Below are 24,301 nucleotides of genomic sequence, written 5' to 3'. Positions count from 1 at the left end.
TACCCAGCCTAGCCGACGGTAGAGTTAAAGCCGTGATGATGTGGCGCAGAGGGAAAATTCTTTCCCTGGGGAAAACATGGCGCGGGGCGCGCGAAGCCGAGGTGGAACTTGAGGACGGCAGTCGCGCTCGGGCGCTCGCTTATCCCGAGCTCGTGGGCGAACCTGCCGCCGGTGATACTGTGCTGCTCCAGGCGAGTGCCGCCGCGCGCGGGCTGGGCACCGGCGGGTATTTCTTCGTGTGCGCGATTCCGGAGCGGCTCCCCGCCGACTCCCCCACGCCCGGCCATATCGTCAAGGCCCGCTACACCCCACTCCAGTACCTCACTCTGGGTGTGGATGAACAGAATTCCCCGTACCACGAGCTGCTGCGCGAGGCGGATTCCATTGCCGGGATGCCGGTGGTGGCTGCGGATTTGCATTCGGCGCTTCCCGCCATTGTTGCCGGGGTGCGTGCGCGCGTGCCGGGGGCGCGTATTGCATATGTGATGGACGACGGCGGAGCTCTGCCAGCGTGGTTCTCCCGCACCGCTGCGCTACTGGAGGATCTTGGCCTTATCCTGGGCACAATTTCGTGCGGGCAGGCCTTCGGGGGGAAGCTCGAAGCTGTCACGATTTACACTGCCTTGTTGGCGGCGCGCCTGGTGTGGCAGGCGGATGTGGCCGTGGTGGCGCAAGGGCCGGGGAATCTGGGGACGGATACCCGGTGGGGTTTTTCTGGCACGCGCGTCGGTGAGCATCTCAATGCCGCTGACACTCTGGGCGGAATCCCTATTGCGGCTTTGCGCATGTCGAGCGCGGATAAGCGGGAGCGCCACCTGGGGCTCTCCCACCACAGTGTTACCGCACTCACGCGGGTGGCGCGCTGCCCGGTACGCTGCCCGGTGCCGGTGCTGGGTAAAGATGCGCTCTCCCGCGCGGTTCCCGCGGATGTGGGCGCGCGGCTGGCCGGGCAACTGGAGGAGCTTTTCCAGGCGCCGCACCTGGAGCGGGTGAACGTGGAGGCGGATGCGGTGGCGAGCGCCCTCGCGGACTTCCCGGTACGGCTGTCCACGATGGGACGCTCACTCAGCGAAGATCCCCTCAATTTTTTAGCGGCCGGCGCGGCCGGCTACGCGGCCGGGGAGCTGGTGGCGCGGGCGCAGCCGAGGTGAGCTGCGCGCCTGATGGGCCGGTGGAGCACAGCTGCGTCGTCGTTCTTAATGCGCGGCGCTGCCGGTCAGATCAACGAAAGCATCGGCCGCAGCAACCGGTTCGCGCAGAAGCTTCTCGGACATGAACGCGGCCATCGCGTCCCAACGCTGCGCATCCTGCACTCCGAGCGGAGTGCGCCCGGCGTAAAGCTCGATGGTATTCGCGAGGACTTTTTCAGCCGCGGCGGCGTTATCCGCTTCACGCAGGGCCGGCACATACTTCGCGGTGATCTCCACGGTCTCCTTCGGGTTACTGCGCGCGAAGTTCACTGCCCGGTCAAGAGCTGTGAGCATGCGGGTGAAATCATCGCGATGGGCATCCACGGTGGGACGCAGCGAACCGAGTCCCACGCCCACCAGCGGCAGTCCGCCCGGCAGCATCTCAATGGTGCGCACCGGCACCCCCTGGCGTTCCACGCTGGGAACATCGGAGTTACGGAAGCCGATAATCGCGTCCACTTCCCCGCTGGCCAGGGCCGCGGCCTGGGTGTAGCCGATGTAATTCACGCTGATATCCGATTCGGTCCAGTTATGGGCGGCCATGAGCGCCTGGAGGGCATAGTAGTTTTCGCCGTACGGGCCGGGCAGGCCGACGCGGCGTCCGGCCAGGTCGGCGGCGCTCTTGATCGGCGAATCAGCCGGGACGATGAGAGTGACGGGGTAATCCTGGTACATCGTGGCCCAATTGACCACGTCGATGCCATTGGAGCGGCCTTCCATCATTTCATCGCCTCCGGCGAAGACCACATCCTCGCTGCCGCTGGAAAGCGCGCCGAGGAGCGATTCTTGGGCGCCGTGGTGACGCAGCGTGATATCGAGCCCGGCTTCGCGGAAATAGCCCTGGTCTTCGGCCACGTAGAAGGGCGCGAATTGGATATCGGGAACATAGGTGAGGCCAACGGTGAGGGAAGCGGTGGCGCTCGCGGTACTTGGCTGCGCGGCGGAGGGCGAGGTGCTTTCGCCGTTTTTATCCGCGCCTCCTCCCGCGGCGCCTCCCGCGCATCCGGCCAGGCCGAGGGTAGCTGCCGCAAGTGTGGCAATGAGTCGTTTCATGGGTGTCCTTTCTTGTGTTGCGCTTCTATGCGCTGGGGTCTTGCTGGGGTGCGCGCCGTGGCTTTGAGAGGCCATAGTTAACGCACCGCCGCTGTGACGTGTTTTTCGATGGTAAAGATGAGCAGGTAGATGCTGATGGCTGCGGCGGCCATGACGACGATGACCGCGAACATTCCGGTGATATCTCCGGTGGGTTGGGCACGCGAAAGTTCGGTGCCCAGGCCCGCTCCCCCGATGATCATTTCGCCCACGACTGCGCCGGTGATGGAGAGGGTGAATCCGGTGCGCAGGCCGGCCAGGATGGAAGGTGCTGCCAGAGGCACGATGATGGGGAAAAGGAGGGTGAGCCGGGATGCGCCGTCGAGCCGAGCTGCGGCGATGACATCGCGGTCGATAGCGTGCACGCCCACCGAGGTCGAGACGATAATCGGGAAAATCACCATGATGGTGCAGAGCACCACGATGGAAGGCATCCCGTAGCCAATCCACACCACGAGGAGGGGTGCGAGGGCCACGGCGGGGACGGCTTGCGAGGCGGCGAGGAAAGGTTGGAGCGCGCTATTGAGGAGACGCCAACGTGCCAGGGCAATGCCGAGGGGAATTCCGAGGAGGGCCGCCCAGGCGCAGCCGGTGAGGGCCGCGGTGAGGGTGTTCCCCAGTGCGCTGAGGAGGTAGGGCGGGTGCCCGCCTATTCCCAGGAGTGCGGTGGCGAGGCGTTGGTCGACCGCGCCGGGTGCGGGAAGGAGATGTTCGGGCACCAGGTGGGCTCGCGTGACCACCACCCAGAGGAGAAAAACCGCGAGAAGAGCAAGGGTGGCGGGTACCCACGCGGTGCGCGGCGAGCGCGGGCGTGGGTGAGAGTTGCGGCGCACAGTGTTCACGTCCTGGTTCCTGACCTTCCCGATGGCCGGGAATGATGAAACCGGGAGACGCTGACGCCGCGGCACGCTGAAATAGCGTAGCCGAAGCAGGGGCGTGGAGCCCCTCGATGCGCCTCCCATCCGGACTGTTACCGTCGGTTGGGGAATTCCACCCCATCGGCCACTTGCGTGGTTCGCGGACTGTTACCGCCGGTTCAGACTTTCACTGACCCCGGTGCATCGTGTTCTATATTAGCCCTTCGGGTGCTGGCGTGCACCCGTTGTTAGTTTGCAGCGTGCTGGGATGCGCGTGTGGTTAGTTTGCATCGTGCTGGCACGTGCATTGCTAGATTGAGGCGTGTTGGCACGCGCCTGCGGCGAGTTCACGGAGCTTCTCCACTTCGGCATAGGCATCCTCCGCACGGAATACCGCCGAGCCCGCCACGAAGTTATTGGCTCCGGCAGCCGCGGCTTGTTCGATGGTGGAGCGGGAAATGCCGCCGTCTACCTGGATCCACACGTCCAAGCCGGCTGCTTCAATCGCGCACCGGGTGCGGGTGACTTTCGGCATCATCGTTTCGATGAAGCTCTGCCCGCCGAAACCCGGTTCCACCGTCATGATGAGGATCATGTCGAATTCGTTGAGGATATCGAGATACGGCTCGATGGGGCTGGCAGGTTTGAGGGCAAGTCCGGCGCGGGCGCCCTGCGCGCGCAGTTCGCGCGCCAGGCGCAGCGGGGCTTGGCAGGCTTCGGCGTGGAAGGTCACGGAAGCGGCTCCTGCTTCGGCGTAGGCGGGGGCCCACCGATCCGGGTTCTCAATCATAAGGTGCGCGTCCAGCGGAACGGTGGTTGCCTGCGCCGCCGCCTCAAAAATGGGCAGGCCGAGGGCGAGGTTGGGGACAAAATGGTTGTCCATAATATCCACGTGCACGAAATCGGCGTTGGAGATTTTCTCCAGTTCATCAGCGAGATGCCCGAAATCGCAGTTGAGGATCGAGGGGGAAATCTTCACGTCCATGATGGTCCTTTCAGGAGCGCCGTTCTGCGGGCGGGGGGGCGGTTGCGGGTTTGAGGATGCGTGCCATATACATGGCATCCGTGTGATGGATATCAGACCAGAGTTGCACGGTCATTCCGCGGGAGGCAACCGGGCGCAGGGCCCGCCGGTTCGCGGTGACGGTCACGTCTCCGAGTTCTGCGCCGGCGGTGCGCTCCAGGAAAGCGGAGATGACGTCGCGAGTTTCGGCAAGTACCGGGGAGCAGGTGGTGTAGAGCAGCAGTCCGCCCGGGCGCAGGGCCCGGTAGGCGGAGTCGAGGAGTTCACCTTGGAGTTGCGTGAGTGCGGCCAGGTCGCTTTCTTTTTTGCGCCACCGGGCTTCAGGGCGACGACGCAGCGCTCCCAAGCCAGAACATGGGGCATCCACGAGGATCCTGTCATAGCTATCCGGTTCCTGAGCGCCAATATCCCGACCATCGCCTTCCCGCAACGCAACGGTATCCGCCCAAGGGGCAACGTTTTCTTCAACGAGATCGAGGCGGTGGGCCTGGGGTTCATTCGCGAATACACGGGCCCCGCGCCGGGCCGCAGTAGCGGCGATAGTTGCAGTTTTCCCGCCCGGGCCGGCACACATATCCAGCCAGGATTCATCCTTCCCGGAGATGGATGCCTCTGTGACAACGGCAGAGATCAGCTGTGAGCCCTCATCCTGGACACCCGCGACCCCGTCGCGCACGGGCCAGAGCCGGTGCGGGTCACCTGAGGCTAAGAGCACTGCACTGGGCACCAGGTAGGGATTTTCCCACGTCATTTTGGCGCGTTCAATCCTGGCTTTGAGGTGTTCGGGTGAAATATTGCGGCAGGCTAGTGCTACTTTTGCGGGAGTGTTATTCGCTTCGAGAACGGCTTCCACTTCGGTTGAGCGCCCGGCCACCGCGAGGGCAGCTTCCAACTGGCGCACGATCCAGCGCGGGTGGGAATGCCAGACTGCCAGGAACTCTTCTCTAGAAGCGGTGCTATTTTCAATGATTCCGCGCCAGGCATCCCGACGCTCGGAGACCCTACGCAATACAGCATTGACGAAACCGGCGATTCCTTGGCCGAGTTCATTGCGAGCCAGCGCAACTGTTTCGTTAATGGCCGCGTGGGGTGGTGTTTTCAGCTCGATGAGCTGGTAGCAGCCCAGGCGAAGCAGATCGAGGGCACGCGGGTCTATTTCTGCGAGGGTACGGCCTTGAGAACAGCGGGCAATCATGGCATCCCAGCGGCCTTGAAGCCGCAAGGTCCCGTAGGCGAGGTTGGTGGCGAAGGCGGCATCGCTTCGATTGAGGCGTGCCCGGCTCACCATGCCCGGGAGGATGAGATTAGCGTAGGCATCTTCGGTATTGACTGCCCGCAGTGCATCATAGGCAACGAGACGGGCGTGGTTCGATGATTGGCGGCGCGGTACCCAGCCTTCGGGGCGCTCAGTCATGCTAGCCCTCCTTCACCTCGGAGTCGAAACGGGTGTGCGCGGCAAGCCGGGCACCGTTCAGCCAGGCGGAGGCATCCATATGTGCCTTGCCGGGCGGGGCAACCCGCCGCAATTGGATTGTTCCTTCCCCGCAGCCAACCATTCCGCCCGGGCTGATTTCGCCCGGCGCCAGACTGACGTGTTTTGCGGTGCCTTCGGGTGTTTCGAGCGCACTTACGCCCACCGATTCGATTTTAAAACGCTGCCCGTTGAGAGTGGTCCAGGCCCCGGGTGCGGGGTTGGCGGCGCGGACGCGATCCGCGACGCGCTGGGCGGGCCACTCCCAGTTCACCCGCGCCCAGGAAGAATCGAATTGCGGTGCGAGGGTCACCTCCCCACTTTGGGGCTGCGGGTGGGCGGTACCGGCAGCAATAGCGTGGAGGGTATCGCTCAATTGACGCGCCCCGGATTGTGCCAGGCGTGCTAGTAGCTCTCCAGCGGTTTCTTCCACTCCGATCTGGGTGGCCTCGCTCGCGAAAACGGGGCCGGTATCCAGGCCTTGTTCAATCTGGAAGACGCTGGTTCCGGTGGTGGTATCCCCCGCGGCAATCGCGTAGTTAACCGGTGCTGCCCCGCGCCAACGCGGCAGGAGGGAGAAGTGTAGGTTGATCCAGCCGTGCCGCGGCACGCTGAGAAGCGCGGGTGGAATAATAAGCCCGTAGGCAACCACCGCAACAGCTTCCGGAGAAAGCGCAGCAATCTGTTCCTGGATCGCACCGTCTTTCAAGGTACGGGGCGTGAGCACGGGAATATCTAGTTCTGTTGCCACGCGGTGTACCGGCGAGGGGGTGAGTATGCGTTTGCGTCCCTGGGGTGCTGGGGCGCGGGTGAGAACCCCAGCGATATCGAAGCCTTCATGATGTAGTAGCTGCAAGGCCGGGACTGCGGTCTCCGGTGTTCCTGCGAATAATATTCTCACGTGTCAATCCTACCTAGTTCTTTTCTGTGCCTATCCGATATCGCCTGGTTACAGGGGCGGGTTGACCTGTAAGCGCAGTGAACCACCCAGGCGCTGGGCGGAGTAGGCGCCGTAAGTTTTTCGTGCCTGCCTAGTGAGGGTGATTCCTCGGGAGAGCTCTGCCCGGCCATAAACGGTTATTTCGCCCGGCCGCGCGCCCGGCACCGGGCCAAGTAGCACGATTCCGGAAGCCAGTTCGAAGGCTCCCCCGGTAAGCAAATCAGCTTCTGTTTCTTTCCCGCTCTCCTGTTGCCATCCCTTGGACCCTAAATCGGGCGAAAACTGGGTGAAGAGATGCGCATCTTGTTCGCCGTGCGTACCCTGTGCACCTCGCACTCCTTGTGCCCGCATCGCGGCTTCCCCGCGGTTGAGCGCGGCGCGCAGCATGGCAAGGTAGGTACGCACATCCCCACTAGCCCCGGTGATTCCCACCCAGGTGGCGGTGGGAGGCAAATCCAGTTCGGCCCGTTGTTCGAGCAGCTCAGCGGCATATTCACCCAATTCCCACCGGGCGATCCGGTTGAGGAGTTCGGGGGGTGCTCCCCCGGCTACCAACATATGGCCGCCTTCTGCCGCGCAGCGCACCCGCGCCGCAACCCGAGCCAGCACCCGAATAAAACGTGTTTCAGCCCCTAAGCCTTCCCCGAGGAGGTAGCGTGCATCCAGCACCAATGCGGCAGCGAATCCTCCTTCAGCCTCCGGTTCTGCCCCCGGTGTTGCCACCACGATCCGTGGGCGCTGGGATACTCGCCCAATAATTCCCTCCGGGGAGTGTGCTCCGGAGAGAATAATGCCCACCCAGGGGAAAGCCCGCCCGATTTCTTCCGCGGTGCGCGCTGAACCAATCCGGATAGCCCGCAGTTTCCCGTTCTGGCAGTGCCGGCAGCGCCACGGGTGCACCCGCACCCCGCAACGTTGACATTGCAGAGGATCATGCGGAGTACTCTGGACCAAGTTCCCTCCGCAGATAGTGCATAGGGCGCGCTCCCCGCAATAAGCACAGCACAGCGCCGGGATGTACCCGCTACGCGGCACCAGAATGAGAACCGGGCCATCCTCCAGAGCCCGCCGCAGAATCGGGAACGCGGGCTGGGGCAGGCGTAAATGATCCGCTTCTCCCGCGGGCCACTGGTGAGGACCAGAAATATTCGGAAGCGCGGCCCGGCGCGCGGCCGCGGTACCATCCAGCAAACTGATGCGGTGTTCGGATAGTAATTGCGCGCATTCTTCACTCACATAGGGTGAGAAAGCGAGGAACGCAGCATTTTCCCGCCGAGCCCGTTCCAGTAGCACATCACGCGCGGCCAGATAGGGCGCGCGGATATCCCGCAAGGTGGAGGCGGCATCATCCATGATGATGGCCAGTCCCAGGTCAATGAGCGGTGCCCAAGCGGCCCCGCGGGTGCCCACTACGATACGTGATTGCCCTGAGATCACGCTCAAAAAAGCACGGTAGCGTTTTTCATGGGATTCTTCAGAGACCATGAGCGTGGGCGTTTCCCCCACCCGGGTGGCGAGGGTAGCCTGCAGCGCTCGGGCGGCACGGGTGGTGGGAACAACCAGCAGGACACTGCGCCCGGCGTGCCGCACTGCTTGCACGGCCCGAACCAGGACCTCCACTCCGCCGGCGGGCCCGGGTAGCGCAGCCATGCAGGCCCGCACGGCTTTCCCGGCCCCGAGTGCCGCAAGGAATTCCGGCCCGCCCCGATAGGCTTCCCAGGGTCCCGGTTCAGGAGCAGGGCGCGGGCTGGCCAAAGGAATAGCCTCTTGGGCATCGGCCAAGAATTCTTTTGCGGCGCGCGCGTGCCGTTCTGGGATGGCAGCCCGCAAAATATCAGCGACTGTTCCGGCGTATTTATCGGCAAGGGTACGGGCAACCGAGTACACCGATGAGGTCAAAACGGGATATTCCGAGACTACCCGGTACAGGGGGCGCAGCCGCCCGCTGCCTTCCGTGATAGCATCCCGGGCAACGATAAATCCGCCCACCCGCTGCGCACCGAGATCTACCATCACCCGGGTTCCCACCCGGGCACTATCCGCGAATTTTTCAGGGATAAGGTAGTCAAATACCCGGTCCATATGGGGTTGGGAATGGAGCACATGAACATGCGCCACGGGATTTGCTACCTTGGAGCGCACGCGGGTGCGTGCCGGGCGCGCCTCAAGCAGTGCGCCTTGCTCCCCCATGAGAGGGAGGGCATCGAAATCAAAGAGTGTGCTCTCCATGCAACCTAGGATATCCCGGCCCTACGACAGAAAAATTCGCCGCGAAACTTCGGGCGCTAGATATCTTAGATACCTCACTTAGTCCTAGCTCAGTTATCCCTAGATAGCGCGGAGGAGTTCTTCGACTCGGTCCGTTTTTTCCCAGGTGAATTCGGGAAGTTCTCGGCCGAAGTGACCGTAGGAAGCCGTTTTCGCGAAAATGGGGCGTTTGAGTTGCAGGGAATCAATGATCGCCGCGGGGCGGAAATCGAAGACCTTCTGAACCGCGTTTTCAATACGTCCGAGTTCTTCTGTTTCCGTCCCGAAAGTATCCAGACGCACAGAAACCGGATGCGCCCGACCAATAGCGTAAGCCAGCTGGAGTTCGCACCTGGTAGCCAGCCCGGCCGCAACCACATTCTTGGCTGCCCAACGCGCCGCGTAGGCCGCGCTGCGATCCACCTTGGAGGCATCTTTTCCGGAGAAAGCCCCACCGCCGTGGCGGGCCATTCCACCGTAGGTATCCACGATGATCTTCCGCCCGGTTACACCGGCGTCACCCATCGGTCCGCCCACCACGAAACGCCCGGAGGGATTAACGAGAAGCGCGAATTTATCGGTATCGATATCGATATTTTCTTCTTCGAGAACGGGCGTCACCACGTGGTCACGCAGCGTTTCCGTCAGCCAGTCGCGTTGCACATTTTCGTCGTGCTGGCTGGAGATCACCACGGTATTGAGGGCCACGGGCCGCGCACCTTCGTAGTCGATAGTGACCTGAGTTTTACCATCGGGGCGCAATCCAGGAACGACACCTTCACGGCGCACCAGCGCGAGACGTTCGGCGAAGCGGTGGGCAAGCAGAATGGGCGCGGGCATGAGCGTTTTAGTCTCATTGCAGGCATAACCGAACATGAGACCCTGATCTCCGGCTCCCTGCAGGTCGAAATGATCGTATTCGGCCTCGCTGCTTTCCCGCCGTTCCAGCGAGGTATTAACACCGGCGGCAATATCCGGACTTTGTTCATCGATGGAGATCGTTACGCCGCAGGAGTTTCCGTCAAAGCCTACCTGCGAGGAGTTGTACCCGATCCCGGTCACAACATTGCGGATAATATGAGCGATATCCGCGTAAGCATCCGTGGTCACTTCACCGGCCACGTGCACCAACCCCGTCGTCACCATCGTCTCCACGGCAACGCGCGAATTCTCATCCGACGCAAGCAGCGCGTCAAGGATGGAGTCAGAGATGAGGTCACACACCTTGTCGGGGTGTCCTTCCGTGACCGATTCGGACGTGAACGGTTGCCGGTAATGCATCGTATCCCCTCGCTATAAATTGAAACTACTTAGTCACTATTAGTCACCAACGCCTGCCAGGTAAGGCAAGCCTTATTCTATACGTGCTCGGTGGTGAAATGATCGGCTATAAGACCCGCGATGAGAACAGCCATCTGAGCTTTGCTGCCCGCGCCGCTCGCAACGATCTCACCGGCCGGGGTGACCACAGTGATCTCAGTGGGCACCTCACCAAATCCTGTTTTCTCCCCAACTCGATTGATCACAAGTAAATCAGCGCCTTTACGCCGCGCTTTTTCCCGTCCGTAATCTAAGACGCTTCCGCCTGCGTCCCCGGTTTCCGCCGCGAAACCCACGATGAGCTGCCCCGGGCGGCGGCGCCGGTGGGAAATATCAGCCAAAATATCCGGATTTTCTACCAGTTCGACGACGCGTTTGCCGCTGCCGTCTTTTTTCTGTTTACTTGCAGCGGGTTCGGCCGGGCGAAAATCAGCAACCGCTGCGCTCATGACCACGCCGTCCACATTCTTCACCCGCGCGAGAACGGCTTCGTGAAGATCACGAGCCGAACTAACCGGAACAATCTCAGCACCCCGAGCAAGTGCGGTAATATCACGGGCTACATGGGCCGCCAGTACCGTCACCCGTGCCCCGCGCTCGAGCAAAGCCCGAGCGATTTCCAGACCAAAACGCCCCGAAGAACGGTTGCCGATAAAACGCACCGGGTCAAGGGCTTCGTGGGTACCGCCCGCGGTAACGAGGATATGCCGCCCGCACAGCGAGGCCTGTTCCGCACTGCCCGGCGCCGCACCTACTTTCGGGTGCGCGCCGGTGAGCATCTCCCAGGATTGTACAAAAATCTCTTCCGGTTCCGGCAGTCGGCCCGGACCGGAATCCGCTCCGGTGAGTTGCCCGCTAGCAGGCGGAATAATATGTACCCCGCGATCCTGCAGCACCGCAATATTTTCTTGAGTAGCCGGATGCTCCCACATTTGGGTATGCATCGCGGGTGCCATCACCACCGGGCATTGGGCCACCAGCAGAGTATTGAGAAGAAGGTTATCAGCTATTCCCGCCCGGGCCTTCGCAATCGTATTCGCAGTTGCCGGAGCGACCACAACCAGGTCGGCTTCTTTTCCGAGCCGAACATGCGCGACTTCATCAGCATGTTCACTGGTCCGAACAAGAACAGGATGGTGTGTCAGAGCTTCCCACGTGGTGGCCCCAACCATCTCCATGGCGGCCGGGGTGGGAATAACGTGCACATCCGCACCGGCTTTCACGAAGAGCCGGACGAGGTGGGCCGCCTTATAGGCGGCGATACCTCCGGTTACGCCGATAACGACGCGCGGTGCGTGCTCTACTTTTCGTCCAGCTGCCATTCGAGCTTGTCCTCGGCGATTTCGCGCAGCGCGATGGACAGGGGCTTTTCTTCCGGTTCCGCCGAGACAAGCGCACCGTAATGCTCGATATTGCCGTCCCCGCGCGCCATTTCCTGCTTGTAGGAGTTGATCTGACGCGCACGATCCGCTGCAAGCACGCACAGTGCGTACTTCGAGTCAATCTTCGCGAGAAGATCGTCAATAGGCGGATTGGTAATGCCTTCGGGTTCCGGAACAGTTCCGAACATGTAGTTCCCTTCTGGATAAACGCGGTACCGCACATGGGCACCACCGTGAAGCTTCGGCCTTTTATTCTAACGCTTCGGGGCAATAAGGTCGAGAATTTCACCGGTGGCACGTGCCACGGTGTCATTAACGACGACGGCATCAAACTCCCCCTGCGCAGCTAATTCGCCACGAGCGGTTTCCAGGCGGCGTTCAATGGCCTCCTCGGTTTCGGTACCGCGGCCGCGCAACCGCGCCTCAAGTTCCTGGAACGACGGCGGTGCTAGGAAAATCTGGAAGGCTTCGGGCAGCGACTGGCGAACTTGGCGCGCCCCTGCCAGATCAATTTCAAGAAGTGGAATTTTTCCGGCTGCGTATGCATCCAGCACGGGTTGCCGCGGGGTCCCGTAACGGTGCTTCCCGTGAACGATAGCCCATTCGAGCATCTCCCCACTTTCCACGAGGTGATCGAAGTGCTCATCATCCACAAAGAAGTAGGATTCCCCTTCACGTTCCCCCGGGCGAGGCGCGCGCGTGGTGGCAGAAATAGAGAGCCAAATACGCGGTTCCTGCGCGAGCAGCTGCGCAACTACGGTTCCCTTTCCTACCCCGGAAGGGCCGGCAAGCACGCAAATACGGCGATGATCCTCAGATGTCATGACATTTATTGTGCCATAGCAATACGACGCAAATTTCGGTCACGAAAACCCTCAGCGGCCGGCAGGAGTAGGTGACTCCAGACCCGACCAAGGCTTTAACCGAAAAGCGCGATGAGGGCCGCGGTTTGATGTACGCCCAATCCGCGCACGCGCCGGGAAGGAGCAATCCCAATATCGGCCATGGCCCGCGCGGCCTTGGCTTCACCGATACCGGGAAGTGCCCGCAGCAACACGCTGGCACGGGTGCGTGCAATGACCGGATCATCGCGCTGAGCCAAAACCTCCGAAAGGTGCAGCTGCCCTGATTTCAGTTGCTGCAATAGTTCCGCGCGGCGCCGCCGTGTTTCGGCGGCCTTATCCAAAGCGGCGAGACGCTGCTCCGGAGTAAGTGGTGGTACCTCCACAGTGTCCCCTTTCTAGCGCATCAGATATACCCTGGTGCTCATAACAATTCCGTCAACATCAGTCACGGCGACGCTGACGCTACGAAACTTCCTCGTCTTGTTAGTAGCGTAGAGCGAAATAGTCCTAAATAATATAAGGAGCCACGCCCTTGTTTTTTTATAAAACCATCGCGGCAGGTCAGCGCCGCGGCTTGTGACGAAGTTCGCGGCGGGCAGCGGCTTCCGGGTAGGCTACAGCCATGGAAACAGCCCGGATTGACGTATGGCTCTGGAGTGTGCGCCAGTGCAAAACCCGTTCGCTGGCCACGTCTGAATGCAAGGCGGGCCACGTGCGCATCAACGATGAACCGGCCAAGCCCGCCGCGAAGGTCCATGTTGGTGATGTGGTGCGCTACCGGGTGGAAGGTTTTGATCGGATTCTTAAAGTTACCGGGATTATTACCAAGCGGACGAGCGCTCCGCTAGCTCGGGAGAATTACGAGGATCTTACCCCGGTGCGAGAAAAAATTTATCTACCTGTTATGCGGCGCGATCCTGGCAGCGGCCGGCCCACCAAGAAAGAACGGCGCGAACTCGACCGATTGTTCGGCCGCAATTCCAATTATGGCCGCCGGTAAGCTTCCGGGAGTTCAGGGGTTCACCGCCATCGTTTAACAGCACAAGCCGTATATCAAGCACAAAAATGGCGAGTTTCCGTGATGTCAATTCACGGAAACTCGCCATGAGTTACTGGTGGACCGGGAAACTCTTATTCTTCGGTGCTGACCCGCGCGGCTTCGGGGTCATCCAGCTGACCGGTGCGGATAGCGGCGATCAGGCCGGCCTCATCGGATTCCGAAGAGTCGCTTTTTTCGCCAGCTTCTACCGCGCTAGCGGCGGCGTCGTTCTGAAGAATAGGTGCGTTCCCGCTTTCCTCGCGTTCGCGAATATCGGCAGCCTTGTTGAGCACGCCCATCACAAAACCGACCGAGCGATCCGTGGAGAATTCACGCACGAGGTTCGTCCATTCCACAATAACGGCGCCGCGGAAGGTCCCCAGGTACATGAGTTCGGCAACCGCGCCGCGCAAAGCGCTGCGATCCACCGCGTTCATGCGTTCGAGTGACCAGTCCTCCGAGGAAGCCTCAATGAGGGTATCCACCTGCGACATTTGCTGCGCGTACGCTGTCACGATCTGCGAACCAAATTCCCCGATGGGAACCTGAGCGGTAGAGATACGCTGACGCTCGGCAAGCAGCTCGAGGATACCCGTTTCCGAGGTGATGTTTTTTTCATCAGCTTCGAAAAGCACATCCAAGGCGCGATGACGCTGAGTGGAACGGCCTGTGGACCGGCGTTTCTTCTGTTTAGCCATTAGTCATTCGCCCGGGAAATGTATTCACCGGTGCGCGTATCAACCTTAATCTTGTCCCCAATATTGAGGAAGAGCGGCACCTGGAGTTCGTACCCGGTCTGCACCGTAGCCGGCTTGGTGCCGGCATTAGAACGGTCACCCTGCAGACCCGGTTCGGTTTCCGTCACTTCGAGAATCACCGATGCGGGGAGTTCCACGAACAGTACATTACCTTCGTGGAAAGCAACGATGGCCTTCTGGTTCTCCAGCAGGAAGTTCGCCAGATTACCCATGACCTCAGCAGTAACCGGAACCTGTTCGTAGGTATCCTCATCCATGAAGATGAAATCGGTGCCGTCATGATAGAGGTACTGCATATCGCGGCGGTCCACGGTGGCGGTTTCGACCTTAATGCCCGCGTTGAGGGTGCGATCTACGGTCTTACCGGAGAGGACATTCTTCAGCTTGGTCCGCACGAAAGCGGGGCCCTTGCCCGGCTTGACGTGCTGGAACTCAACAACCTGCCACAGCTGGTTGTCGAATACCAGGACCATGCCATTCTTCAAATCATTGGTTGTTGCCACAAGGTATCCTTTCACAAATAGTCCTCCCCAAGTTTACACGGGGAGTTTCATCTTTGCGACGCGGCCATATTTTCGGCCGTTGCTGCACTTCCACCGGTTGATGTCGCTCTTATCTCGAGTGCCTCGCGCTACTTTTCCTTCGCGGCCTCACTGCACACATCCAAGGCCGCGCGAATCCGGCGCACTACCCGGTGCGGCGAACCCCCGTCGGAAGTTACCGTCACGCTTGCCACGTCGCGGTAGAGCGGAGTGCGTTCCCGGTCGAGTTCGCGTAGCCGCGCCGCAGGATTATCCTCGAGGAGCGGGCGGCGAGTGCGCGAGCCGGTGATACGCCGCACCAGAATATCCATACGTGCTTCGATCAGGACCACGGGATAGCCCCGGAGTGCTTGCCGGGTGGCACCGCTCAAAATAGCGCCTCCTCCCAGGGAGAGCACACCGTCAAAATTCGCGAGGGTACGCGCGATAATATCGGCTTCTAGCCTGCGGAATCCTTCTTCTCCCACCGTCTGGAAAATCTCCGGGATGCTCTGCCCCGTTTCGCTGACGATAAGCGCATCCGAATCTGCAAAGGGAAGTTGAAGATCTTTGGCCAGCAGCTTTCCCACGGTCGATTTGCCCACTCCAGGCATCCCGACCAAGACTGCCCGCACGCTCATCGGCGTTCCTCCGGGATGCGATCCAGGTAGGCGCGCACCGCCGCCTGGGTATCGCCTAGGGTGTCGCCTCCGAATTTATCCTGGATTGCTTCCGCGAGAACCAGCGCCATCATCGCTTCGCAGATGACCGCCCCGGGAACCACAGCACTTGCATCGCTGCGCTGGTGCAGCGCGGTAGTGGCTTCCCCGGTTTCAGTATCGATGGTGCGCAGGGCCCGCGGGACGGTGGAAATAGGTTTGAAAGCGACCCGTACCCGAATCGTTTCACCATTGGACATGCCGCCTTCGATTCCACCCGCACGATTGGTCAGGCGCCGCACGCCTTCTGCTGTGCGCACGATCTCATCATGGGCCTGGCTGCCGAGCCGGCCTGCGGTAGCGAATCCATCTCCGATTTCCACGCCTTTAACCGCTTGAATCGACATCATGGCCCGGGCCAGTTCCGCGTCGAGTCGCCCGTAAGGTGTTGCGTAACTACCCAGTCCCTGCGGCACGCCATAGGCGAGAACTTCGACGACGCCGCCCAGGGTGTCCCCCGCTTTCTTCGCCCGATCACCTTCCTCCATCATGGCCCGCGCAGTATCCTCATCCAGACAGCGCACCGGCGAGATATCAAGAGCTGCAGCATCGGCTGGCCCAGGAACAATCCCTGAGGTATCACTCACGCTACCGAGCGCCACCACGCGGGAAAGGATAGTGATTCCGGCGCTTTGGTTCGCGTACTCGCGGGCAATAGCACCCAGGGCCACCCGGGCCGCAGTTTCCCGAGCCGAAGCGCGTTCAAGGACGTTTCGAGCATCGTTGTGGTCATATTTGTTCATGCCGGTGAGATCAGCATGTCCGGGCCGGGGCGCGGTGAGGCGTTTATTCCGGGCAAGTTCTTGGCTATCTCCCCGCCCGGCATTGCGCAGCAGGGCTTCAGGTGGAACCGGATCAACGGACATAACCGCTTCCCATTTGGGCCATTCCGAATTCTCAATGACGAGCGCGATCGGCGACCCAAGTGTGGCTCCGTGCCGCAATCCGGTGAGAACGTGGAGTTTGTCCTGTTCGAATTTCTGGCGAGCACCGCGCCCATAGCCGAGCCGGCGGCGGGCCAAGTGATCCCGAATGGTATCTGAACTCAGGCTCAAGCCCGCTGGGATTCCCTCAATAAGCGCCACGAGGGCTGCTCCGTGGGATTCCCCCGCTGTTGACCACCGAATCATCCGCGTCCTTCCCCGTTCCCTTATGTACATAGTTCCCGTTACCGATCTCGGCCACCCGTGCTGATACTACAGCGGTGACGGGTTCCAGTTCGCCCGCTATGACCCGGAGGTGCCGAGGAGACGGGCGCCTCCCTATCCTAGCCCGGCCAGCCACGCGAGGGCGCCACCGCCCATGAGCCAGGGCCCGAGCGGTACCGCATCGGCCAGGGTGAGCCGGGCGCTCAACACCCGTACCGCGGCGAAAATACCCGCGCCCGCAACACTGAGAAGCAAGACCAGACCGAGCTGTGAGCCCGTCCACCATCCCAGCACGATAAGCATTTTGACATCACCCCACCCGAGCTGCGCGAGGCGATGCGTCACATAGCCGCCCAGGCCGGCCACGGCTCCGATACCGATATTCTCCCACTGCCCGCGCAGCGCTATTCCCGTGAGTGCCACTCCCCCGGCCGCGGCCAGCAACGGATCGGGAAGGAGCTGCACCCGCGCGTCCACCACCGCGGCAAGTGCCAGGCACGCCCCGCACACGGCCTCGCAAAGAAGCGCAAGCACACCGGTACTCAGGAACGCTCCGGCGCCCAGGTACGCGCCGGCAGAGCTAGCCGCACCCGCTTCAATAACCTGTTTCCCACCGCCAAGCGCACCTACCGAACGCGACCATCCCAAGCCCGTCCAGGACAGGCTCAGACCCAGCATGAGCAACACCGCTACCGGTGGGCTGAGGGTGCCGCGCAGAATGCGCTCGCGGGAAAAGAAGGGCATGCGCCCAGGTTACGGATTCCCCGGCACCTCAACCAGCCCCAGCCTGCGCCCTGTGGATAGCACAGCACTTTGGGCAGCCTGGGGATAAAATCTGGCACCGACACATCGATATGTGCCAGAGTGTCACTGCGCCGTCGTACCTATATGCGGCTACGCTAGTGGTCCTTTTTCTCTCCGTCCGGGTGTGCGGCGTACCATTCGCGGAACTCGGCCTGGAAACGCATCTGTTCCTCGTAATCGGCCGTGAATTTCGTTTCTCCGGTTTCCAGATTGACCGTGGTGAAATAGAGCCAATTACCTTCGGCCGGATTAACCGCCGCCTCAATGGCTTCCACACCGGGTGCCCCGATAGCGGTGGGCGGTAGGCCCTTCACCCGGTAGGTGTTATAGGGATTCTCCGCATCCAATTCAGCCCGGGTGGGTACCCCGCCGGATTTGCCAACCCCGTAGAGCACGGTGGAATCCATCTGAAGGCGCCCCGCTACTTCCGGGGCATTATCCCCGAGTCGGTTCTCAATGACACGGGCAATTTTCGGGTAATCTGCCGGATGCCCTTCGCGTTCCACGATGGACGCAGTAGTGAGCACTGCCTGCCACCGACTCCGTTCCGCACCGCTGGCTTCCAGGCGCCCCACCTGAACTTCTACCATCTGCTGGAGTGCCTCGGTCACCGTGGTATTCGGATCAAAATCATAGGTGGCTGGCGCCAGCCAACCTTCCACGTTCCCGCCGGCTTCCGCGGGTAGGCCGATGGCAGCGGCGTCGTTCATCGCATCTTCGACCACTCCGACATCAATATCCATGAGGTTACCGAGCCGGTCACGCACCTGCCATTTGGTAAATCCTTCGGGAATCGTCACTTTAATCGTGGCGGCATTGGCCGGGTCCAGTAGCGCGGAAAGCGCGGCCGATGCCGACATCTGTTCACGCAGGGTATAAGCCCCAGCCTGGATGCCCGTCGAGCGCGGATCCCGGGAAAATACGTCAATAAATGCGCCTTCGGTGGCCACGATATTTTTCTCGGCGAGTACCGCGGCGATCTGGCGCCCGGTAGCCCCTTCTGGAATCCGCACCACCACCTGGCCGGTTCCTTCTCCGCTGTAGTCACGCACGGTATCAGAGCTGTGCAGCAGGCGCGGGAAGAAAATAACAGCCGCAGCGGTGAGCGCGGTGACAAGCAAAACAGTAATAATTCCGGTGGTGATGCGCTTACGTCGGCGCAAGCGGGCACGCTCAGTACGCCGCGCAGCAGCCCGACGCCTCGCCTCCGCAGCATTGCGGCCTTCTGAATTTCGCCCCGATGGACCACGCCCCGCCGGTACCCGCCCGGAACTTCCGCGCCCCTGCGAGCCGCGTCCGTAGGGATGATTTCCGCGTGCCCCGCCTCGCGGCGCAGTGCCGCGCTGGGAGCCACCTCCGTGAGAGCTGCGCCGCGCACCCGATTGGCGACGGCGCGGGATGTCGGCGTCATCCGCACTCAAGCGGTCAAAAACGTCACTCATTATCGCCTTTCGCTTCGCTTTGCGCTTCGGTCTGTGCCGCCACAAGTTCGCCGGCCGGTGCGCCGGTGAGCCTCTCTGCTTCCAACGCATTATTAAGAATAACGGTCGCCGCAACCTGGTCAACAACGGCACGGTGGCTCCGCGAGCTGCGCCCGGCCTGATGCAATTGAGCATGGGCGGCCACCGTGGAGAGCCGCTCGTCGAATAAGCGCACCGGAACCGGAGCGATACGCCGGGCTAAACGCCGCGCCCACCTGCGCGAATACCGTGCGGAGGCCCCTTCGCTCCCGTCCATATTGCGCGGCAGCCCCACGATGACTTCCATGGCGCCGCGCTCGCGCACCTCGCGAGCAACTTCACTTACATCCGTGCCGTTCGCCGGGAGCGTGGCGACCGGAGTGGCGAGGATGCCGTCACTATCGCAACTGGCCACGCCGGTACGCGCCCGTCCTACGTCCACTCCGATCCGCACGCCTCGCCGCATTAGCCGCGCAGCTCCGCTTCCAGAACCGCGAGGGCATCATCCAGCTTGGTCACATCCGAACCACCGCCCTGCGCGAGATCCGGCTTACCGCCGCCGCCCCCGCCCAGGATCTTGGCCGCGCGGGAAACCAACGCTCCGGCCTTTATCCCGGCACTGCGCGCCGCTTCGGAAGCCGCCACCACGATGAGGGGCCGCTCATTGCTAATCCCGGTAATAATGACGATGAAATCCTCGGAGGGGGCCAACCGCCCGCGGATCTCCGTCGCGAGTACCCGCAAGTCATCCGCGCTGTCTACCACGCCAAGATGGGCGCGATAGAGGGTGCGGCTACCCAGGTGCACACCCTGGGAAATAACCGTGTCCACCTGCCCCACAATATCTTTTTGACGCAGCGCCGCGATTTGCTTTTCAGCCGCTTTCAGCTTGCCGAGCATGGTGTCAATACGCTCGGGAAGTTCCTCCGGGCGCACCCCCATCATCGCTGTGAGCTGGGAAACCAGGGCGCGTTCACGTGCCCCCTGCGCGTAGGCGCTTTCACCCACCAGCGCGTCAATTCGGCGCACCCCGGAACCGATGGAGGATTCACCCAACACGGTAATCATCCCGATTTCACCGGTATTGGCCACGTGGGTGCCGGCGCAGAATTCCCGCGACCAGGCATCATCAATGGACACCACCCGCACGATATCGCCGTATTTCTCTCCGAAGAGCATTTGCGCCCCGAGTTTCTTGGCTTCTTCAATCGGGTATTCCGCCCACGTGACTTCCAGGTTGTCCTGGAGGCGTTCATTGGCACGCGCCTCGATCTGCGTCATCACGTCCACCGGAATTTGCGAACCGTGCCGGAAATCAAAACGCAGCCGCGAGGGAGCATCCTCGGAACCGGCCTGGGTAGCCTGCTCCCCGATAAATTCGTGGAGCACCTTGTGGATCATATGGGTTGCGGTATGCGCCTGAGCGATCCGGTGGCGACGTAAGGTATCGATTTGCGCGTGGACGATGTCACCCACCGCGATGGTCCCTTCGGTAAGCGAACCGCGATGCACATGCAATCCCTTGACGGGCGCCTGGACGTCAACGACGTCGAACATACCGCCCCCGGCGACGCTAATGGTACCGTGATCGGCCAGCTGCCCGCCCATTTCGGCGTAGAAGGGTGTCTTGTCCAAAATAACATCGGCATCGGAAGGCGCCGTGACCGCGGGTACCGGCACCCCGTTTTCAAGGATGCCCACCACGCGTGCTTCCGCAGCCTTTTCGAAGTAGCCGAGGAAGGAGGTGGGCCCGCCCTGCGCATCGAGAATCTCGTGGTAGACATGCGCGTCCACATGCCCGGTCTTCTTCGCCTGCGCATCTGCCCGCGCGCGTTCACGCTGCTCGGTCATGAGGGCCCGGAAGCCCTTTTCGTCCACAGCCACGCCCTTTTCGGCCGCCATTTCCAAGGTGAGGTCGATGGGGAATCCGTAGGTGTCGTGCAGCGTGAAAGCTGCTGAGCCGGGAATAATCACCTTGCCGGTATGCGGCGTGCTCTTTGCCGAATCCACGGCCGCCGCGAAAATCTGTTCGCCGGTGGCCAGGGTACGCCGGAAGGCAGCTTCTTCTTCCACCGCCACCTGGTGAATCTGCCCGAAGTTTTCCTCCAGATCGGGGTAGGACTCCTTCATGGCGTTCTTCGAGGTTTCCACCAGGTCACCGAGGACCGCGGCATCCACCCCGAGCAAACGGACCGAACGGATGGCGCGCCGCATGAGCCGGCGCAGCACGTAGCCGCGTCCGTCATTACCCGGGCGCACGCCGTCGTTAATAAGCATCATGGCCGAGCGCACGTGGTCGGCGATCACGCGCATGCGAACGTCATCTTCTTCATTCGCGCCGTAGGTACGCCCGGTGAGTTCCTGGGTGCGGGCAATAACCGGCCAAACCTCATCGGTTTCGTACATATTATTTTTACCCTGGAGCAGGAAGGCGATACGCTCCAGGCCCGCGCCGGTATCGATAGCGGTTTGGTCCAGTTCCCCGAGCAGCGGGTAGTCGCTTCCGGAGCCTTCCCCGCGCCGGTACTGGTCGAAAACGAGGTTCCACACTTCCAGGTAGCGGTCCCCGCCCGGGTCCACGGTCCCGCCCACGGCGTCCGGGCCGTATTCGGGGCCGCGGTCGTAATGAATTTCCGCGCAGGGACCGGCCGGTCCAGGCTGGCCCGTGGACCAGAAAATTTCTTCCCGGGTCAGCTTGACGATATGGGCCGGATTGACGCCCACCTCAACGAGCTTAGCGAAAGAGACCTCATCTTCTTCCCAGATGGTCACCCACATGCGCTCGATGTCCAGGCCGTAGCCGCCTTCTTCCAGCGGCGCGCACAGCAGCCCGAAGGCCAGGTCGATAGCGCCTTCTTTGAAGTAGTCCCCGAAGGAGAAATTGCCGCACATCTGGAAGAACGTACCGTGCCGCGTGGTTTTACCAACGTTATCGATGTCATTGGTACGGATGCACTTCTGTACCGAGGCTACCCTCGGCCACGGAGCTCGCTGCGTTCCCACGATATAAGGAATGAAGGGAACCATGCCGGCAATCGTGAACAAAATGGAGGGATCGGGCGACACGAGGGGCACGGACGGCTCAATATGATGGTCGTGCTTCGCGAAGTAATCCAGCCAGCGCCGGCGAATCTCAGCGGTGCGCATACGTATTTGTCTCCTTATGGCTTATGTGGCCGTTCCGACCACGCACCTATGGTACAGGCTCTCCCGCCCGGTATTTTCGAGGCGCGGGCGGGAGTGGCTTATTTTTTACGACGACGCCGCAGCTACCTGCGTGGGCGCGACAAGCAGCGGCGAGCATCGCTTTCACATAGCTAAAAGCTATGAAATAAAGGAAGGGCACACCTTTCCGGGTGCACCCTTCCTCAAGTCCCACATCTTTAGCGGGAGTAGTATTCGACGATCATCTGGACGTCAGCCTGGACCGGAACTTCCACGCGGCGCGGGCGGCGCACCAGAGTGAACTTCAGCTTCTCCAGATCAACATCGAGATATTCGGGAACCGCGGGGAGCACATCGCGGTGCGCACCCTGCGCAGCCACGAGGAACTGCGGGGAAGCCTGCGACTTCGGCTTGACCTGCACCACCTGACCCGGAGTCACGCGATAGGACGGGAGGTTGACGATCTTGCCGTCCACCATAACGTGGGAGTGGCCCACAACCTGACGAGCCTGCGCGATGGTACGCGCGAAGCCGGCGCGCAGCACCAGGGCATCCAGGCGCATTTCCAGCAGCTCCACGAGGTTTTCACCGGCCAGACCATCCTGGCGGCGCGCTTCTTCCCATACGCGGCGCATCTGCGCTTCGCGGATGCCGTACTGGGCGCGCAGCCGCTGCTTTTCCTTGAGACGAACCGAGTAGTCGGAATCCTTGGTGCGGCCACGGCCGTGCTCACCGGGACGGTAGGGGCGGCGCTGCATATAGCGCTCCGCCTTCGGGGTGAGGGCGATGCCCAGGGCACGCGACTGACGCACGGCCTTACGAGAACGATTTCCTGCCATTGATAATCTCCTGTAGATGTACGTTCCAGCGCCGGGCGGCGCCGGTTCGGGGCCAACACAATCGGCTAAGACCCCAGGTGTTACTTCTCGCAAAGCAACCGAACTAGTGTATCAGTTCTCCCGGCCGAGCACCTCGCGGTTATGTGCCAGCCTCGGAGTGATATTGGCCTCGTAGCCGCGGGTGGTGGGTTCGTAATAGCGAGTACCTTCCAAGCCCTCCGGCATAAATTGCATGGGAGCGATACCTTCCTCATAGTCGTGGGCGTAACGGTATCCCTCCCCGTAGCCCTGTTCAGCTGCGCCTTTGAAAGAGGCATTGCGCAGCGCGAGGGGTACCGGGGCGCTTTTCCCAGCCCGCACATCGGCAATAGCGGCATTAATGGCGCGGTAGGCCCGGTTTGATTTTGGGGCGGTGGCCAGGTGGACCACGGCTTCCGCGAGGATAATCCGCGCTTCAGGCATGCCCACCAGAGCCACGGCCTGGGCCGCCGCGGTGGCGGTTTGCAGCGCGGACGGATCGGCCATCCCCACATCTTCAGCCGCGGAAATCATGAGGCGGCGCGCGATGAACCGCGGATCCTCCCCCGCTTCCAACATGCGCGCCAGGTAATGCATCGCCGCATCCACATCCGAGCCGCGGATCGATTTAATAAAGGCGGAAATCACCTGGTAGTGCTCATCACCGTCACGGTCGTAACGTACGGTAGCGCCGTCGGCCGCCCGGGCAACATCTTCCACACTCACCCGGTGTTCCCCGCGGGCGCGCGCCCCGTCCACCGCGGCTTCCAGGAGGGTGAGACTACGCCGCCCGTCCGCCCCGGCCAGGCGCACCAGGTTATATTCCGCATCTTCGTCCAGGGTATATGCCCCGCCCAGCCCGCGCTCACTGGTGAGGGCCCGGTTGATGATGGCGCGGATATCGTCGTCGTTCAAACCTCGTAGCGTGACGAGAAGCGAGCGCGAGAGCAGCGGTGCCACTACGGAAAAAGCGGGATTTTCGGTGGTCGCGGCCACCAGGATCACCCACCCATTTTCCACCGCCGGCAGCAGCGCATCCTGCTGTGTTTTCGAGAAGCGATGCACCTCATCAATAAAAAGCACGGTCTCGGTACCGCTGCTCACCAGTTTGCGCCGGGCGCTATCCACCGCGGCACGCACGTCTTTCACCCCGGCGCTCACCGCCGATAGCTCAATAAAATCACGGTGGCCTGACCGGGCAATAAGGTACGCGAGGGTTGTTTTCCCCACCCCGGGCGGGCCCCATAAAAATACGGACGACGGCGCAGACCCGGCCTCCGCGTCAATGAGGCGGCGCAAGGGTGCGCCGCGGGCGAGCACCTCATCCTGACCGACCACCTCGGCGGCCGTGCGCGGGCGCATCCGCACCGCCAGCGGGCCGGTATCAGAATCGGGCACCCCGCGAGCATCAACCTGGCTACTTTCAAAGAGATCCACCCTCCCAGTCTACGAGCTCTGCACC

22 protein-coding genes, 1 pseudogene and 1 riboswitch are annotated in these 24,301 nt (G+C 61.7%); of the genes and pseudogenes, 2 read left to right on the top strand and 21 right to left on the bottom strand.

Features of this window, described 5'->3' with window-relative positions; genetic code table 11:
- Nucleotides 1-35: 35 nt before the first annotated feature.
- Nucleotides 36-1,151: a DUF3866 family protein gene (locus PWJ82_RS01380; protein ID WP_274734971.1), complete on the top strand. Its 1,116-nt coding sequence runs from the start codon at nt 36-38 to the stop codon at nt 1,149-1,151.
- Nucleotides 1,152-1,196: 45 nt separating this feature from the next.
- Here PWJ82_RS01380 and PWJ82_RS01375 read toward each other — a convergent pair whose 3' ends face one another.
- The 11 genes and pseudogenes from PWJ82_RS01375 to mihF all read right to left on the bottom strand — a co-directional run bounded on the left by PWJ82_RS01375 (nt 1,197) and on the right by mihF (nt 12,751).
- Nucleotides 1,197-2,243 (bottom strand): ABC transporter substrate-binding protein, encoded by a 1,047-nt coding sequence (locus PWJ82_RS01375; protein WP_274734970.1) that lies wholly within the window; start codon nt 2,241-2,243, stop codon nt 1,197-1,199.
- Nucleotides 2,244-2,320: 77 nt separating this feature from the next.
- Nucleotides 2,321-3,124, bottom strand: coding sequence for an ABC transporter permease (locus tag PWJ82_RS01370; RefSeq protein WP_274734968.1), 804 nt, complete (start codon nt 3,122-3,124; stop codon nt 2,321-2,323).
- 104 nt (nt 3,125-3,228) lie between these two features.
- A riboswitch (FMN riboswitch) is annotated at nt 3,229-3,347 on the bottom strand.
- 102 nt (nt 3,348-3,449) lie between these two features.
- The gene (gene rpe / locus PWJ82_RS01365; protein WP_274734966.1) at nt 3,450-4,124 is read right to left on the bottom strand and encodes a ribulose-phosphate 3-epimerase; all 675 of its coding nucleotides are present in this window, start codon (nt 4,122-4,124) and stop codon (nt 3,450-3,452) included.
- Between the two features lie 10 nt (nt 4,125-4,134).
- Nucleotides 4,135-5,577 carry an RsmB/NOP family class I SAM-dependent RNA methyltransferase gene (locus PWJ82_RS01360; RefSeq protein ID WP_274734964.1) on the bottom strand — a complete coding sequence of 481 codons (1,443 nt, stop codon included), beginning with the start codon at nt 5,575-5,577 and terminating at the stop codon, nt 4,135-4,137.
- Nucleotide 5,578: 1 nt separating this feature from the next.
- The gene (gene fmt, locus PWJ82_RS01355) at nt 5,579-6,535 is read right to left on the bottom strand and encodes a methionyl-tRNA formyltransferase (protein WP_274734963.1); all 957 of its coding nucleotides are present in this window, start codon (nt 6,533-6,535) and stop codon (nt 5,579-5,581) included.
- Between the two features lie 48 nt (nt 6,536-6,583).
- Nucleotides 6,584-8,803 (bottom strand): hypothetical protein, encoded by a 2,220-nt coding sequence (locus PWJ82_RS01350; RefSeq protein ID WP_274734961.1) that lies wholly within the window; start codon nt 8,801-8,803, stop codon nt 6,584-6,586.
- A gap of 99 nt (nt 8,804-8,902) precedes the next feature.
- Nucleotides 8,903-10,102 (bottom strand): methionine adenosyltransferase, encoded by a 1,200-nt coding sequence (gene metK / locus PWJ82_RS01345; RefSeq protein WP_016442819.1) that lies wholly within the window; start codon nt 10,100-10,102, stop codon nt 8,903-8,905.
- 77 nt (nt 10,103-10,179) lie between these two features.
- Nucleotides 10,180-11,463 (bottom strand): bifunctional phosphopantothenoylcysteine decarboxylase/phosphopantothenate--cysteine ligase CoaBC, encoded by a 1,284-nt coding sequence (gene coaBC, locus PWJ82_RS01340; protein ID WP_274734960.1) that lies wholly within the window; start codon nt 11,461-11,463, stop codon nt 10,180-10,182.
- A pseudogene (gene rpoZ, locus PWJ82_RS01335) lies at nt 11,463-11,711 on the bottom strand (DNA-directed RNA polymerase subunit omega); the annotation flags it as partial. The pseudogene rpoZ and the gene coaBC, both read right to left, overlap by 1 nt.
- Before the next feature lie 66 nt (nt 11,712-11,777).
- Entirely contained in the window at nt 11,778-12,347 is a 570-nt protein-coding gene (gene gmk, locus PWJ82_RS01330; RefSeq protein ID WP_016442822.1) for a guanylate kinase, read from the bottom strand.
- 95 nt (nt 12,348-12,442) lie between these two features.
- Nucleotides 12,443-12,751 (bottom strand): integration host factor, actinobacterial type, encoded by a 309-nt coding sequence (gene mihF / locus PWJ82_RS01325; RefSeq protein WP_016442823.1) that lies wholly within the window; start codon nt 12,749-12,751, stop codon nt 12,443-12,445.
- Between the two features lie 239 nt (nt 12,752-12,990).
- On the opposite strand from mihF, the gene PWJ82_RS01320 reads away from it, so the two are divergent.
- A complete protein-coding gene (locus PWJ82_RS01320; protein WP_274734957.1) occupies nt 12,991-13,368 on the top strand; it encodes an RNA-binding S4 domain-containing protein in 378 nt (125 codons plus the stop codon).
- 131 nt (nt 13,369-13,499) lie between these two features.
- On the opposite strand, the gene PWJ82_RS01315 is transcribed toward PWJ82_RS01320, so the two are convergent.
- From PWJ82_RS01315 to PWJ82_RS01270, 10 genes are all read right to left on the bottom strand, one after another.
- Nucleotides 13,500-14,105, bottom strand: coding sequence for a transcription antitermination protein NusB (locus PWJ82_RS01315; RefSeq protein WP_274734956.1), 606 nt, complete (start codon nt 14,103-14,105; stop codon nt 13,500-13,502).
- Nucleotides 14,105-14,668 carry an elongation factor P gene (gene efp / locus PWJ82_RS01310; protein WP_016442826.1) on the bottom strand — a complete coding sequence of 188 codons (564 nt, stop codon included), beginning with the start codon at nt 14,666-14,668 and terminating at the stop codon, nt 14,105-14,107. Before efp ends, PWJ82_RS01315 begins: the two co-directional genes overlap by 1 nt.
- Before the next feature lie 128 nt (nt 14,669-14,796).
- Nucleotides 14,797-15,327, bottom strand: coding sequence for a shikimate kinase (locus PWJ82_RS01305; RefSeq protein ID WP_016442827.1), 531 nt, complete (start codon nt 15,325-15,327; stop codon nt 14,797-14,799).
- Nucleotides 15,324-16,535 (bottom strand): chorismate synthase, encoded by a 1,212-nt coding sequence (aroC, locus tag PWJ82_RS01300; RefSeq protein ID WP_274734954.1) that lies wholly within the window; start codon nt 16,533-16,535, stop codon nt 15,324-15,326. Before aroC ends, PWJ82_RS01305 begins: the two co-directional genes overlap by 4 nt.
- Nucleotides 16,536-16,667: 132 nt before the next feature.
- Nucleotides 16,668-17,297, bottom strand: a complete 630-nt coding sequence (locus PWJ82_RS01295) for a prepilin peptidase (RefSeq protein ID WP_274734953.1) — start codon at nt 17,295-17,297, stop codon at nt 16,668-16,670.
- A gap of 155 nt (nt 17,298-17,452) precedes the next feature.
- Nucleotides 17,453-18,799: an endolytic transglycosylase MltG gene (gene mltG, locus PWJ82_RS01290; RefSeq protein WP_274734952.1), complete on the bottom strand. Its 1,347-nt coding sequence runs from the start codon at nt 18,797-18,799 to the stop codon at nt 17,453-17,455.
- On the bottom strand, nt 18,792-19,283 hold the full coding sequence (ruvX, locus tag PWJ82_RS01285) for a Holliday junction resolvase RuvX (protein ID WP_016442831.1): 492 nt from the start codon (nt 19,281-19,283) through the stop codon (nt 18,792-18,794). Before ruvX ends, mltG begins: the two co-directional genes overlap by 8 nt.
- A complete protein-coding gene (gene alaS / locus PWJ82_RS01280; protein ID WP_274734949.1) occupies nt 19,283-21,964 on the bottom strand; it encodes an alanine--tRNA ligase in 2,682 nt (893 codons plus the stop codon). The genes ruvX and alaS overlap by 1 nt, the downstream gene beginning before the upstream one ends.
- A gap of 236 nt (nt 21,965-22,200) precedes the next feature.
- Complete coding sequence (gene rpsD, locus PWJ82_RS01275) at nt 22,201-22,821, bottom strand: 30S ribosomal protein S4 (protein ID WP_016442833.1); 621 nt, start codon at nt 22,819-22,821, stop codon at nt 22,201-22,203.
- Nucleotides 22,822-22,932: 111 nt separating this feature from the next.
- Nucleotides 22,933-24,276 (bottom strand): replication-associated recombination protein A, encoded by a 1,344-nt coding sequence (locus tag PWJ82_RS01270; RefSeq protein WP_274734948.1) that lies wholly within the window; start codon nt 24,274-24,276, stop codon nt 22,933-22,935.
- Between the last annotated feature and the right edge of the window lie 25 nt (nt 24,277-24,301).

Origin of the sequence: Actinotignum schaalii, from assembly GCF_028864145.1 — a bacterium.
Lineage (GTDB): Bacteria > Actinomycetota > Actinomycetes > Actinomycetales > Actinomycetaceae > Actinotignum > Actinotignum schaalii_B.
This window is presented reverse-complemented; position numbering and strand designations above follow the sequence as displayed.

Bases quoted from the DNA above. Each gene is read 5' to 3' on its own strand.
- gmk (WP_016442822.1), bottom strand. From the start codon at position 12,347: ATGACATCTGAGGATCATCGCCGTATTTGCGTGCTTGCCGGCCCTTCC.
- rpe (WP_274734966.1), bottom strand. From the start codon at position 4,124: ATGGACGTGAAGATTTCCCCCTCGATCCTCAACTGCGATTTCGGGCAT.
- coaBC (WP_274734960.1), bottom strand. From the start codon at position 11,463: ATGGCAGCTGGACGAAAAGTAGAGCACGCACCGCGCGTCGTTATCGGC.
- mltG (WP_274734952.1), bottom strand. From the start codon at position 18,799: ATGAGTGACGTTTTTGACCGCTTGAGTGCGGATGACGCCGACATCCCG.
- PWJ82_RS01315 (WP_274734956.1), bottom strand. From the start codon at position 14,105: ATGGCTAAACAGAAGAAACGCCGGTCCACAGGCCGTTCCACTCAGCGT.
- PWJ82_RS01375 (WP_274734970.1), bottom strand. From the start codon at position 2,243: ATGAAACGACTCATTGCCACACTTGCGGCAGCTACCCTCGGCCTGGCC.
- PWJ82_RS01320 (WP_274734957.1), top strand. From the start codon at position 12,991: ATGGAAACAGCCCGGATTGACGTATGGCTCTGGAGTGTGCGCCAGTGC.
- metK (WP_016442819.1), bottom strand. From the start codon at position 10,102: ATGCATTACCGGCAACCGTTCACGTCCGAATCGGTCACGGAAGGACAC.
- aroC (WP_274734954.1), bottom strand. From the start codon at position 16,535: ATGATTCGGTGGTCAACAGCGGGGGAATCCCACGGAGCAGCCCTCGTG.
- PWJ82_RS01305 (WP_016442827.1), bottom strand. From the start codon at position 15,327: ATGAGCGTGCGGGCAGTCTTGGTCGGGATGCCTGGAGTGGGCAAATCG.
- alaS (WP_274734949.1), bottom strand. From the start codon at position 21,964: ATGCGCACCGCTGAGATTCGCCGGCGCTGGCTGGATTACTTCGCGAAG.
- PWJ82_RS01360 (WP_274734964.1), bottom strand. From the start codon at position 5,577: ATGACTGAGCGCCCCGAAGGCTGGGTACCGCGCCGCCAATCATCGAAC.
- PWJ82_RS01295 (WP_274734953.1), bottom strand. From the start codon at position 17,297: ATGCCCTTCTTTTCCCGCGAGCGCATTCTGCGCGGCACCCTCAGCCCA.
- ruvX (WP_016442831.1), bottom strand. From the start codon at position 19,283: ATGCGGCGAGGCGTGCGGATCGGAGTGGACGTAGGACGGGCGCGTACC.
- PWJ82_RS01350 (WP_274734961.1), bottom strand. From the start codon at position 8,803: ATGGAGAGCACACTCTTTGATTTCGATGCCCTCCCTCTCATGGGGGAG.
- PWJ82_RS01380 (WP_274734971.1), top strand. From the start codon at position 36: ATGATGTGGCGCAGAGGGAAAATTCTTTCCCTGGGGAAAACATGGCGC.
- rpsD (WP_016442833.1), bottom strand. From the start codon at position 22,821: ATGGCAGGAAATCGTTCTCGTAAGGCCGTGCGTCAGTCGCGTGCCCTG.